Origin of the sequence: Streptomyces sp. NPDC057694 (assembly GCF_042799415.1) — a bacterium.
In the GTDB taxonomy this organism is placed as follows: domain Bacteria; phylum Actinomycetota; class Actinomycetes; order Streptomycetales; family Streptomycetaceae; genus Streptomyces.
The window spans coordinates 39517-51579 of record NZ_JBHVIX010000003.1; the positions used below are offsets into that span (position 1 = coordinate 39517).

The following is a 12063-nucleotide window of genomic DNA, read 5'->3' on the forward strand; positions in this document are numbered from 1 at the left end:
CAGGAAGAATCGGGGTGCGTGCCGCCGTAGCGCTTCGGCGGTGAGACGCTGTCGGGGGCCGTGAGTGCGGTGGCCCCGTACGGGGAGGTGGCAGGCGAGTGGTGGATCAGCTGACGCAGCACGATCCGAGGCGGATCGGTCCGTTCGAGGTCCTGGGACGGCTCGGCGCGGGCGGCATGGGTCTGGTCTATCTGGCCCGCTCGGCCTCGGGCCGGCGCGTGGCGATCAAGACGGTGCGCACCGAGCTCGCCGAGGACCAGCTGTTCCGGGTCCGTTTCACGCGTGAGGTCGAGGCGGCCCGCGCGGTGTCCGGTTTCTACACGGCGGCCGTCGTCGACGCCGACCCGCGCGCGGCCGTGCCCTGGCTCGCCACCGCGTACGTGCCCGCGCCCTCCCTCGAAGAAATAGTGAATGAGTGCGGGCCGCTGCCGGCCCAGGCGGTGCGCTGGCTGGCGGCCGGGATCGCCGAGGCGCTGCAGTCCATCCACGGCGCGGGCCTGGTCCACCGCGACCTCAAGCCGTCGAACGTCCTGGTCGTCGAGGACGGCCCCCGCGTCATCGACTTCGGCATCGCGTCCGGCGTCTCCAACACCCGCCTGACCATGACGAACGTGGCGGTGGGCACGCCCGCCTACATGTCGCCCGAGCAGGCCAAGGACTCCCGCAGCGTCACCGGCGCCAGCGACGTCTTCTCGCTCGGCTCCACCCTGGTCTTCGCGGCGACCGGCCACGCGCCGTTCCACGGGGCGAACCCGGTGGAGACCGTCTTCATGCTGCTGCGCGAGGGCCCCGACGTCGAGGGCCTGCCCGACGAGCTGCGGCCCCTGATCGAGGCCTGCATGAAGATGGAGGCCGGACTGCGGCCCTCCCCGGCCGACCTCCAGGCCCAGCTCGCCCCGCACCTCTTCGGCTCCGGCAGCGACGACAGCGGCACCGCGTCCGCGTGGCTGCCCGAGCGGTCCGTCGCGCTGATCGAGTCGCGCCGCGGCAGCCGCACCGTGGTCCGCCCCCAGGCGTCCCGCGCCGTGGGCGGCCCGATGCCCGCGATGCCGCCGCAGCCGCCCCCGTCGCCCGTCTCGACGGACGGCTGGCGCGGTTCGCCCGCCGCGTCGCCGGTCGCCGCGCCCGCCGGCCCTGGCCGCACCGCCGACGGGCCGGTGCATCTGGCCGGGGCGCAGGTGCCGATCGGGCCGGGACCCCGGGTCGCCGACGCGCGGGCCGCCGCCGTGCAGGCGCCGCCCGCCGAGTCGGGGCTCGCCGCGTCCTGGTCCCGCGGGAAACCGTCCGTGAACGGTTCGACCGATCCGGTGGTGCCCGCGCCCGCCCCCGCCCCGGAGGGCCCGGCCGGCTGGCGGCCGTGGCGGTTCCGCATGTCGAACGACGTGTGGGGCACCCCCAAGGTCGCCGGCGACCTCGTCTACGTCACCTCCTTCGAGGTGCACGCCCTCGACGTGGCCACCGGCCGGCGCCGCTTCAAGACCCGCGACGTCGCCTGGTCCCTCACCGTCGCCGACGGCATCATCCACGCCTCCGACGGCCCGACCCTGTGGGCGCTCGACGCCCGCGAGGGCTCCGACCTGTGGCGGCTCCAGACGGACGCCTGGGTCTACGCCGTCCAGGCCGGCCACGGCACCGTCGTCACCGGCACCCGCGGCGGCGGCGTCCAGGCCCGCGAGGCCGTCAGCGGCGACCCGCTGTGGGAGCTGACCGGCTGCCAGACCGACTTCGAGACGGCCGAGGCGGGCCCCGTCGTCCACGAGGGCACCGTCTACGTGTGGCAGGACGCGCGGCTGCGCGCCCTGGAGGCCAGGAGCGGCGAGGAGCGCTGGTCGTACCCGGTCGGCGACGCCGCCTCCTGCGGCGGGGTGCCGGTCCGGCTCACCCCCGCCGACGACGGATACGTGTACGTCGCCGCGGGCACCCGGGTCCTCGCCCTGGAGGTCTCCTCCGGACAGCTGCGCTGGCACTTCGAGGCACCGGCCGTCTTCCTGAGCCCGCCCGCGTTCGTCCCCGGCCCCGCGGTCACCGGCGGCGGGGTCTACCTCGTCGACCACCACGGCACCGTGTACGCGCTCGACGCCGCCGACGGCCGCGACCGCTGGCGCATCGCGACCGAGGCCCGGCCCTCGGCCCTCGACCCGGTCCTCGTCGCGCGCGGCCACGTCCACGTGGGCAGCGGGCAGGGGCTCTACACGCTGGACGCGGTGACGGGCACGCCGAAGTGGCGGTTCCAGGCCGGCGGCGAGATCGTCGGCTCCCCGGTCGTCGCCGACGGCCGCATCCACTTCGGCTCGACCGACCACCTCCTCTACACGCTGAAGGCGGACGACGGCCGCCTGCGCTGGAAGCTGGCCACCGGCGGCGAGATCACCGGCACGCCCGTCGTCACCGACGGCGTCGTCTACGCGTGCAGCAAGGACCGGTGCGTGTACGCGCTGGACGCGGAGAAGGGGACCGGGACCAGTCGGTAGGCCGCGCCCCGGTTGTGTCGGTCGGGTGCGGGCCGGTGGGGCTTCTCGCGCAGTTCCCCGCGCCCCTTACGGGGCGCGGGGTAGGGTGCCCGGCGTGATGACACGGGGACGTAGGGGATTGAAGCTGACGGCTGTCGCGATACTGGTGGTGATCGCGCTGACGGGCTTCTCCAGGGGACATGGCCGCCACCACAGCAGTCACAGCGGCGGCGGGGGTGGTTGCAGCAGCTCGTCGCAGGACCACGACAGCTCGTCGAGCAGCACGTCCGGCGGATCGTCGGGCGGGTCCACGTACGGCGGGTCGACCTATGACGACGATGACGATCCGGTCGCCGTGCCGACCGTGCGGCACCGCGACCGCTCCACGCCGTCGTCGGCCTCCAGCGGCACCGCCCTCCAGGAGGGCACGGCACGGCTGGTGAGCTGCGCGAGCCAGAGCCGGCCCTACTCCACGGTCGAGGTCACCAACCCCAACGGCCGCCAGGCCACCTTCACGGTGTCCACCACCTACTACGACGACGCGAACCGGCGCATCCAGACCAAGACCGCGAAGGTGAAGGTCCCGGCGCAGGGCAAGGCGGTCACGAAGGTGCCCGTCGACACCTCGCCCACGGTCATCGACCGCGTCGACCACTGCGAGGTCGACCCGGCGGCCTGGACCTGAGCCGGGTCCGCTAACGCACCCGGAAGTCCTTCGCCGTACGGGAGTTGAACAGCTCCGCCTGCCGGTCCGGCGGCAGATTGCCGAGCGCGATCAGCTGCGGGGCCTGCGCGAAGGCCCGGTCACGGGCGGCCTCGGTGGCCGCCCACACCGCCCGCACCGTGCCCTGCACCGCCTCCGTGGGGTGCGCGGCCACGGCCGCCGCGCAGCGCACCGCGGCCGCCAACGCCCCACCGGGCGCGGTGACTTCACTGACGAGTCCGGTCTCGTACGCCCGCCGGGCCGACATCCGCTCCGCCGAACCCATCAGTGTCAGCCGCGCCACCTCGCCCGGCGGCATCCGCTGCGCCAGGTACACCGACTCGTACGCGCTGACCATGCCGTACGTGGTGTGCGGGTCGAAGAACGTCGCGCGCTCGTCGGCGACGACGAACTCCGCCTCGCCCAGCAGATAGAACGCGCCGCCGCACGCCATCCCGTTCACCGCGGCGATCACCGGCTTCCACAGGTCGTTCGCCTTCGGGCCGACGTTCAGCAGCGGATCGTCCATGGAGTACGGGGACGAGGGCTGCGGGACGTCGAGATCACGGTCGATGCCTGTGCAGAAGGCGCGCTCGCCCGCGCCGGTGAGCACGACGGCCCGGACGCCGTCGTCGTGGCGGAACTCCCGCCAGGCCGCGACGAGTTCGTCGATCGTCGCCCGGTCCAGGGCGTTGTGGCGGTGCGGGCGGTTCAGGGTGACCACGGCCACCCCGGTCTCCTTGTCGCGGGTCACGTCCACGGTCATGGCCGCTCCAGGACCCAGCGGGGGACGTGCACGCCGTCGATCTCCGTGAACACGGCCTGCACCTTCGCGCCGATCCGCAGGCGCTCCTGGGGGACGGAGTTCAGCGGGGCGTCGGCGGCCGTGACCAGATTGCCGACCAGGCGGATGTGGGGGGCGTCGGCGAGCTCGACGATGATCGCGTTGTAGCCGGTCAGGGCCGCGTACGCGGGGAGCAGTGGGGGGTGCGGGATCACGTAGGACCAGATGCGGCCCTTGCCGCTCATCCTGCGCCAGGTGGTGTCGAAGGACTGGCAGTGCGGGCAGCAGGGGCGGGGTGGGAAGCGGAGTTGCTCGCAGGTGGGGTTGGCGCAGGCCTGCATGCGGAGTTCGCCTCGGGCGGCGTAGTCCCAGAAGGGGGCGCCGTCGTCGTCCGGTACGGGGGCGAGCAGGTGGCCCGTCGTCACGCTCGTCGCGTCTGCCATGTGGGGGTTCCTTTCCGAGTGCCGGTCTCGTCGTGGCTGGTCGCGCAGTTCCCCGCGCCCCTTCGGCGTGCGGCTTCGCCGCTGCCTCAATTGCGGAGCAGCACCGCTGACGTGGGGACGCCCTCGCCCGCCGTCACCAGGCAGGTGCCCGCGTCCGGGACCTGGGCCGTGCTGATGCCGCGCAGTTGCTTCACGCCCTCGTTGATGAGGTTGAAGCCGTGGACGTACGCCTCCGAGAGGCCGCCCCCGCCCGTGTTGATCGGGAGGCGGCCGCCGATCTCCAGGGCGCCGCCCTCGGTGAAGGCGCCGCCCTCGCCGCGCCCGCAGAACCCGTATCCCTCCAGGGAGAGCGGGATGAGCGGGGTGAACGCGTCGTAGATCTGGGCGACGTCCACGTCGTGCGGCGTGAGGTCGGAGCTCTTCCACAGGTGGCGGGCCGCGGTCCAGGCGGGGCCCGTGAGCGGGTCGTCGTTCCAGTAATTGACCATGCCGTGGTGCTGGGCGGGCAAGCCCTGCGCCGCCGCGTGGATGTAGACGGGCTTGTGGCGCAGGTCGCGGGCGCGCTCGGCGGAGACGATGACGCAGGCCAGCGCGCCGTCCGTCTCCAGGCAGTTGTCGAAGAGGCAGAGCGGCTCGCTGATCCAGCGGGCGTTCATGTACATGTCCCGGGTCAGCGGGCGCTCGTACATCATGGCGGCCGGGTTCTGGTTGGCCCGGTTGCGGCAGGCGAGGGCGACGTTGAAGAGGTGGTCGCGAGTGGCCCCGTACTCGTGCATGTAGCGGCGCGCGAGCATGCCGATCTCGTCGGCGGGGCGGAGGAGCCCGAAGGGACGGGTCCACTGGGCGGGGGTGGGGAGTTGGACGGCCGTGTTCTTCCAGGGACGCGGACCGCTGCCGCGTTTGCGCGAGCGCCAGGCCACGCCCACGCTCGCCTGGCCGGTGGCGACCGCCGCGGCGAGATGGCCGATCGTCGCGCACGAACCGCCGCCGCCGTAACCGACCTTGGAGAAGAAGGTGACGTCGCCCGCGCCGATGGCCTTGGCGACCTCGACCTCGTCGGTCTCCTCCATCGTGTACGAGGCGAAGGCGTCCACCTCGGACGCGGCGAGGCCCGCGTCGTCCAGGGCGGCCAGGATCGCCCGGCACGCCAAGGTCTTCTCGGATTCGGTGAGTTGCTTCGCGAAGGGTGTCTGGCCTATGCCGGCGATGGCTGTCGCGTCCTTGATGCTGCTCACCATGGCACTCCCACCTGTGCACCTGGATCTCTGGGCTGACAGCGCGTCAGGCTACAGCTAATCTGACGGATAGTCAGCTACGGGTCGGGTACGGCGTTGTGGGAGGTCGGTCGATGAACTCGGAGACGTGGGGCACCATTCCGGGACTGATCAGGGACGCGGTCGCGCGGTACGCCGGACGGGAGGCCGTGGTCGACGGACGCACCCGGATCACGTACGCCGAGCTCGGCGAGCGCGTGGAGCGGGCCGCCGCGGCCTGCATGGCGTCCGGCGTCGAACCCGGCGACCGGGTCGCGCTCTGGGCCCCCAACACCCTGGACTGGATCGTCTCCGCGCTCGGCGCGGTCAGCGCGGGCGCCGTCCTCGTGCCGTTGAACACCCGCTTCAAGGGCGCCGAGGCCGCCGACGTCCTGGCCCGCTCCCGGGCCCGGCTGCTCTTCGTCACGGGCACCTTCCTCGGCACCTCCTACGTCGCCTCGCTGCGCCGCGCCCAGGAGGCGGGCGCCGGACTCCCGCACCTGGACGAGGTGGTGGTGCTCGCCGACACCGCGCCCGACGCGCCCGGCTACCGCACCTGGAAGGAGTTCCTCGCCGCCGGCGAGAAGATCACCGCGGCCGAGGTGCGGGAGCGGGAGAGCGCTGTCGCCGCCGCCTCGCCCTCCGACATCATCTTCACCTCCGGCACCACCGGCCGCCCCAAGGGCGCCGTCATCACCCACGAACAGACGCTGCGCGGCTACGAGATCTGGGCGGACCTCGCCGGGCTGCGCGAGGGCGACCGCTATCTGATCGTGAACCCCTTCTTCCACACCTTCGGCTACAAGGCGGGCGTCATCGCCTGCCTGATGCGCGGCGCGACGATGATCCCGCAGCCCGTCTTCAACGTGGACACGGTGCTCGCCAACATCGCCGCCGAGCGCATCTCCGTACTCCCCGGACCGCCCACCCTGCACCAGTCGCTGCTCGACCACCCGGCGCGCGACGCCCACGACCTGTCGGCGCTGCGCGTGGTGGTGACCGGCGCCGCCGTGGTGCCGCTGCGGCTGGTCGAGCGGCTGCGCGGGGAACTGCACGTCGCCACGGTGCTGACCGCCTACGGACTCACCGAGGCCAGCGGCATCGTCACCATGTGCCGCCGCGGCGACGACCCCGAGACGATCGCGGCGACCTCGGGCCGGGCGATCCCGGGCACCGAACTGCGGGTGGCGGCCCCGCCCGGCGAACCCGGTGAGGTCCTGGTCCGCGGCTTCAACGTCATGCGCGAGTACTTCGAGGACGCCGCCGCCACCCGCGAGGTCATCACGGAGGACGGCTGGCTGCACACCGGAGACGTAGGCGTCCTCGACGACGGCGGCAACCTGCGGATCACCGACCGCATCAAGGACATGTTCATCGTCGGCGGCTTCAACGCCTACCCCGCCGAGATAGAGCAACTGCTCGGCGTGCACCCGGACGTGGCCGACGTGGCCGTGGTCGGCGTCTCCGACGGACGGCTCGGCGAGGTCGGCAAGGCGTACGTCGTACGGCGGCCCGGCTCGGTGCTCACCGGCGACGACCTCATCGCCTGGGCGCGGCGCGAGATGGCCAACTACAAGGTGCCCAGGACGGTCCAGTTCGTCACGGACCTGCCGCGCAACGCCTCCGGCAAGGTCCTCAAGCGGGAGCTGCGGGCGGGGTGAGCGGGCTTCGCGGGGTGAGCCGCCCGGTGTCCAGGTCCACCATCAGGTCCGCCCGGTCGCGGCCCGTGGCGACCCGCCGGGCGTTCGCCTCGTCCGAGCGCAGCACCCACGCGCGGGCCTCGGCCGGGGGCTTGCCGAACTCCACGTGCCGCGCGATCAGCCGCTCCACCCGCACCGTGTCGTCGACGGCCACCCACCACACCTCGTCCAGGTGCGGGCGGACCGCCGTCGGCCACGGCTCCTCGTCGAGGAGGAGGTAGTTCCCCTCGGTCACGATCAGCGGCACGTCCGGCGGGACGGGCAGCGCGCCGGACAGGGGCTGCTCCAGTTCGCGTTCGAAGGACGGCGCGTAGACCGTCTCGCCGTGGCGCGGTGCCCGCAGGCGGGTGAGGAGGGCGCCGTACCCGTACGCGTCGAACGTGTCCGGGGCGCCCTTGCGGTCCGCGCGGCCCAGCCGGCGCAGTTCGGCGTCGGCGAGGTGGAAGCCGTCCATGGGGACCAGCGCCGCGTCGGCGCCGAGCGCGCGGACCACGGCTTCGGCGAGGGTGGACTTGCCGGCGCCGGGCGGTCCCGCGATGCCGAGAACGCGGCGCGAGCCCCGGGTCACCAGGGCTCGTGCGCGGTCGGCCAGTTCATCGACGTACGACAGGGGGGACGGGACCGGGGACGACGGCACGGGGGACGACGGCATGGGGCGAGCCTTTCACGGCGTCACCACTGGATGGCGTCGCCCATGTCCTGCTGCCAGTACGTGACCTTCAGCGAGTCGTCGATGTACGTGCCGCCGGCGGGCAGCGCCGGGTGGGCACTGGCGCCCGTCGAGCCGCTCATGGAGCGGGGCTGGAACATGACCTCCAGGCTCTTCGCGGTGTAGCCGTGCGAGCCGCTGCCGTCGGCGGCGGACAGCGCCACCGACGCGTAACCGGACTGGCCGGGGCTCAGCGTGACCACGGCCTGCGGCTTGGAGTCCGCGACGACCGGCGGCACCGACTGGGCCTCGCTGAAGCGGACGACCGGGTAGCCGTACAGGTAGCAGGGCTTGCCGCCGGTGTTGGTGACCGTGAGCAGCATGTGGTTGACGGGGCGGGTCAGCGGGGCCGCGACCGTCCTGGTGTTGGCGCCGGTGCAGGTGACCGGCTTCGCGGTGGCCGCCGGACCGGCCGGGGCCTTCGACGCCTTCGACGCGGTGCCGCCCGAGGTCTTCGCTCCCGTACCGGAGCCGGAGCCGGAGCCTGAGTCGGAACCCGAGCCCGAACCCGAGTCCGAGCCGGTCTTCGCGTCGTCGCCCGCCGGGGACTTGGACGCGGCCGACGCGGTCGGGGCGGCCGCCGCGGAGGAGGAGGCGGCTGACGCGCCCTCGTCCTTCACACCCGATCCGTCGTCGCATGCGGTGAGCGAGAGCGCGGCGATCGCGACGGTCGCGGCGGCGGTCAGAAGGCGGGTGCGGGAGGTGCGGATGCTGGACATCGCTTGAGCCCCTTGGGAGTTCGGGTCGGTGTGGTGCTTGGATGACCCAGAGCCTGCGGGGAGATCCGTCCCACGTGCCACAACCCAGGGGGAGTTCGGCACGCTGGAACGCTGAAACGGGCTCTGACCTGGGGGAACGTACGTCCCCTGGAACGCCGGAATGGGACGCGGGGGCATGGAGGAACGGGTGTCTGGAGACGGGTTCGCGCAGCTGCTGCGGGAGTTGAAGGACCGTTCGGGGCTGAGCTACGGCACGCTGGCGAAGCGCCTTCACATGAGTACGTCGACGCTGCACCGCTACTGCAACGGCACGGCGGTACCGACCGAGTACGCGCCGGTGGAACGGCTCGCCCGGCTCTGCAAGGCGGGTCCCGAGGAACTGGTGGAGCTGCACCGGCGCTGGATCCTCGCGGACGCGGCCCGGGGGCGTAAGGGGGATCCGGCGCAGAATGCCGAGCCGGAGTCCCCGTCGCTGTCGGAGCCGGAACCCGGTCCCGCCGCCGACGAGGGTGTCGTCGTGCACGAGGGCGACGGCACCACCTCGAAGCGCACCGCCTCCCGCCGGCGCACCGCCGTCATCGCGGGCGTCGCGGCCGCCGCCGTCACCGGGGCCGTCGTGCTCGCCGTGAACCTCGGCGGCGGGGACGCGGACCGGCAGCAGGCGGCCGGGGCCACGGCCACCGGACCGACCGGCGCGCGGCGGGACCCGTCGGCGTCCGCCGCGCGGTCGCCCTCCGCGAGCGCCTCGAAGAAGACGAAGCCGTCGGCGCCGGCGAGCGCGTCCGCGTCCGCCCCGGCAGATTCCGGGTCCGGGTCGGGCGACGCCGAGGCCCCGGACAGCGGCGCCGCCCCGCTGAGCGTCAACACCCGCCCCTACGTCTACGACAGCCCGTGCAGCCAGCACTTCCTCGTCGACAGCGGACCGGCCCAGGTCGGCCCGCCCGCCGGGGAACAGGACGCGACGCGCTGGGCCGGCGCGTACGGGGCCGTCTCCTCGGGGGAGCAGGAGGTCGCGCTCACCGTCCAGGGCAGCGGCGCGCAGACCGTCGTCCTGGAGGCGCTGCGGGTCCGCGTCGTCTCCAAGTCGGCGCCGCTCGCCTGGAACGACTACTCGATGGGCGTCGGCTGCGGCGGCGGCGTCGAGACCAAGTCCTTCGACGTCGACCTGGACAACGGCAGCCCCACCGTCACCGTCAAGGGCGGCCAGCGCGACTTCCCGTACAAGGTGAGCGAGTCAGACCCGGAGGTCTTCTACGTCGTCGCCCGCACCAAGGCGCACGACGTGCGCTGGGAACTCACCCTCGAATACTCCAGTGGGGGCCGCCACGGCACCGTCCGGGTCGACAACAGCGGCACCCCGTTCCGCACCAGCGCCGACGTCGGCCGCCCCGGCTACGACTATCCCCTCGGCGGCGGCGAATGGATCGAGCGCGAGGAACAGCAGTAGGACCGGGGCGGTCGGTGGTCGGTGACGCCGGTGACCGTCAGAGCTTCTCGGGGGTACGGATCCCGAGGAGCGCCATGCCCTGGTGCAGGGTGCGGGCCGTGAGGTCGCACAGCAGGAGCCGGTTCTCGACGACCTCCTGCGCCGGGCGCGGCCGCACCACCGGGCACTGGTCGTAGAACGTCGTGAACAGCGACGCGAGCTGGTACAGGTACGCGGCCAGCTTGTGCGGCGCGTACTCGGCGGCGGCCTCGTAGACCAGATCGCCGAACGCGTCCAGGTGCAGGCCCAGCGCCCGCTCCGCCGGGGCGAGTTCGAGCTCGGGGTGGGCGATGGGCTCCGCGGAGTCGCCGGCCCGCCGCAGGATCGACTTGATCCGCGCGTACGCGTACTGCAGGTACACGCTCGTGTCGCCGTTCAGCGACACCATCTGGTCCAGGTCGAACTTGTAGTCCCGGCTCGGCGACGTCGACAGGTCCGCGTACTTCACGGCGCCGATACCGACGTACCGCCCGTTCTCGACGATCTCGTCCTCGGTCAGGCCCACCTTCTCGGCCTTCTCGCGGACGACGGCGGTGGCCCGCTCGACGGCCTCGTCGAGCAGGTCCTCCAGGCGGACCGTCTCGCCCTCACGGGTCTTGAACGGCTTGCCGTCCGCGCCGAGCACCGTGCCGTAGCCCATGTTGTGGGCCGTGACCTCGTCGCTCAGCCAGCCCGCGCGCCGTGCCGTCTCGAAGACCATCTTGAAGTGTAGCGACTGCCGTACGTCCACGACGTAGATCAGCGACGTGGCGTGCAGGTCGGTGACCCGGTTCCGGATCGCGGAGAGGTCGGAGGCCGCGTAGCCGAAGCCGCCGTCCTTCTTCTGCACGATCAGCGGGACCGGCTGGTCGTCCTTGCCCTTGATGTCGTCGAAGAACACGACGAGCGCGCCCTCGGAGCGGACCGCGACGCCCGACTCCTCCAGGAGCCTCGCCGTCTCGGCCATCATGTCGTTGTAGGCGCTCTCCCCGACGATCTCGTCGTCGCGGATCTCCATGTCGAGCTTCTCGAAGACCGAGTAGAAGTAGACCTTCGACTCGTCGACGAACCGCTGCCACAGGTCGAGCGTCTCCTTGTCGCCGGACTGGAGCGCCACGACCCGCTTGCGGGCCCGCTCCTTGAACTCCTCGTCGGAGTCGAAGACGGCGCGCGACGCCTTGTACACCCGGTTCAGGTTGCTCATGGCCTGCTCGCCGTCGACGTCGTCGGCCGGGGCCAGCGTGTCGGGGTTCTCGATCAGGTACTGGATGAGCATGCCGAACTGGGTGCCCCAGTCGCCGATGTGGTGCCGGCCGATCGTCCGCTCGCCGGTGAAGTCGAGCATGCCGCGCAGGGCGTCGCCGATCACCGCGGAGCGCAGGTGGCCTACGTGCATCTCCTTCGCCACGTTCGGCTGCGCGTAGTCGATGACGCTGATGCCCGGGGCGGCCTTCGTGGGCACGCCGAGCCGGTCGCCGTCGGCGGCGCGGGCCGCGAGGGTCTCGGTGATCGCGCGGTCGGTGACCGTCACGTTCAGAAAACCGGGGCCCGAGACCTCGACGTCGGCGAGCAGATCGCCGTTCTCGATCTTCGCGACGACCTGGGCGGCCAGCTCCCGCGGGTTCGCCTTGGCCTTCTTGGCGAGCGCCAGGATCCCGTTGGCCTGGTAGTCGGCCCGGTCGCTACGTCGCAGCAGGGGGTCGCCGACGGTCTCCGGGAGGGCGGAGGTGAGGGCGTCGGTGAGGCGCTGGTGGACGTTGGCGGTGATGGACGTGACCGGGGCCATGGGTATGGGCTGCCGTTCTGGTCGGGGCTGGTTCAAAGAGTCCCGCCCAGT

The 12063-nt window shown here is 72.6% G+C and carries 10 protein-coding genes; 4 read left to right on the top strand and 6 right to left on the bottom strand.

Annotated features, from left to right (window positions below):
• Positions 1-98 precede the first annotated feature (98 nt).
• Positions 99-2471 carry a PQQ-binding-like beta-propeller repeat protein gene (locus ACFVDP_RS09925; protein ID WP_383486187.1) on the top strand — a complete coding sequence of 791 codons (2373 nt, stop codon included), beginning with the start codon at positions 99-101 and terminating at the stop codon, positions 2469-2471.
• Positions 2472-2589: 118 nt separating this feature from the next.
• The gene (locus ACFVDP_RS09930; protein ID WP_383486189.1) at positions 2590-3135 is read left to right on the top strand and encodes a hypothetical protein; all 546 of its coding nucleotides are present in this window, start codon (positions 2590-2592) and stop codon (positions 3133-3135) included.
• A 10-nt stretch (positions 3136-3145) separates the two neighbouring features.
• On the opposite strand, the gene ACFVDP_RS09935 is transcribed toward ACFVDP_RS09930, so the two are convergent.
• The 3 genes from ACFVDP_RS09935 to ACFVDP_RS09945 form a co-directional block, all read right to left on the bottom strand.
• The gene (locus tag ACFVDP_RS09935; RefSeq protein ID WP_383486192.1) at positions 3146-3919 is read right to left on the bottom strand and encodes an enoyl-CoA hydratase/isomerase family protein; all 774 of its coding nucleotides are present in this window, start codon (positions 3917-3919) and stop codon (positions 3146-3148) included.
• The gene (locus ACFVDP_RS09940) at positions 3916-4380 is read right to left on the bottom strand and encodes a Zn-ribbon domain-containing OB-fold protein (RefSeq protein ID WP_383486195.1); all 465 of its coding nucleotides are present in this window, start codon (positions 4378-4380) and stop codon (positions 3916-3918) included. The genes ACFVDP_RS09935 and ACFVDP_RS09940 overlap by 4 nt, the downstream gene beginning before the upstream one ends.
• Positions 4381-4466: 86 nt before the next feature.
• Positions 4467-5618, bottom strand: a complete 1152-nt coding sequence (locus tag ACFVDP_RS09945; RefSeq protein WP_383486197.1) for a lipid-transfer protein — start codon at positions 5616-5618, stop codon at positions 4467-4469.
• Positions 5619-5728: 110 nt separating this feature from the next.
• Here ACFVDP_RS09945 and ACFVDP_RS09950 point away from each other — a divergent pair, with 110 nt between their 5' ends.
• Positions 5729-7294, top strand: coding sequence for a FadD3 family acyl-CoA ligase (locus ACFVDP_RS09950; protein WP_383486200.1), 1566 nt, complete (start codon positions 5729-5731; stop codon positions 7292-7294).
• Here ACFVDP_RS09950 and ACFVDP_RS09955 read toward each other — a convergent pair.
• Positions 7269-7985 (bottom strand): nucleoside/nucleotide kinase family protein, encoded by a 717-nt coding sequence (locus ACFVDP_RS09955; protein ID WP_383486203.1) that lies wholly within the window; start codon positions 7983-7985, stop codon positions 7269-7271. The two genes, ACFVDP_RS09950 and ACFVDP_RS09955, sit on opposite strands and share 26 nt — an antisense overlap.
• 20 nt (positions 7986-8005) lie before the next feature.
• Complete coding sequence (locus tag ACFVDP_RS09960; RefSeq protein ID WP_383486206.1) at positions 8006-8761, bottom strand: DUF4232 domain-containing protein; 756 nt, start codon at positions 8759-8761, stop codon at positions 8006-8008.
• Between the two features lie 175 nt (positions 8762-8936).
• On the opposite strand from ACFVDP_RS09960, the gene ACFVDP_RS09965 reads away from it, so the two are divergent.
• Positions 8937-10208, top strand: a complete 1272-nt coding sequence (locus tag ACFVDP_RS09965; protein ID WP_383486208.1) for a helix-turn-helix domain-containing protein — start codon at positions 8937-8939, stop codon at positions 10206-10208.
• 37 nt (positions 10209-10245) lie between these two features.
• Here the strand turns inward: ACFVDP_RS09965 and argS are convergent, their stop codons facing one another.
• Positions 10246-12012, bottom strand: a complete 1767-nt coding sequence (gene argS, locus ACFVDP_RS09970) for an arginine--tRNA ligase (protein WP_383486211.1) — start codon at positions 12010-12012, stop codon at positions 10246-10248.
• Positions 12013-12063 lie beyond the last annotated feature (51 nt).

Excerpts from the sequence above, each read along its gene's own strand:
- ACFVDP_RS09935 (WP_383486192.1), bottom strand. The coding sequence starts at position 3,919 with ATGACCGTGGACGTGACCCGCGACAAGGAGACCGGGGTGGCCGTGGTC.
- ACFVDP_RS09940 (WP_383486195.1), bottom strand. The coding sequence starts at position 4,380 with ATGGCAGACGCGACGAGCGTGACGACGGGCCACCTGCTCGCCCCCGTA.
- ACFVDP_RS09945 (WP_383486197.1), bottom strand. The coding sequence starts at position 5,618 with ATGGTGAGCAGCATCAAGGACGCGACAGCCATCGCCGGCATAGGCCAG.
- ACFVDP_RS09950 (WP_383486200.1), top strand. The coding sequence starts at position 5,729 with ATGAACTCGGAGACGTGGGGCACCATTCCGGGACTGATCAGGGACGCG.
- ACFVDP_RS09955 (WP_383486203.1), bottom strand. The coding sequence starts at position 7,985 with ATGCCGTCGTCCCCCGTGCCGTCGTCCCCGGTCCCGTCCCCCCTGTCG.
- ACFVDP_RS09960 (WP_383486206.1), bottom strand. The coding sequence starts at position 8,761 with ATGTCCAGCATCCGCACCTCCCGCACCCGCCTTCTGACCGCCGCCGCG.
- ACFVDP_RS09965 (WP_383486208.1), top strand. The coding sequence starts at position 8,937 with ATGGAGGAACGGGTGTCTGGAGACGGGTTCGCGCAGCTGCTGCGGGAG.
- argS (WP_383486211.1), bottom strand. The coding sequence starts at position 12,012 with ATGGCCCCGGTCACGTCCATCACCGCCAACGTCCACCAGCGCCTCACC.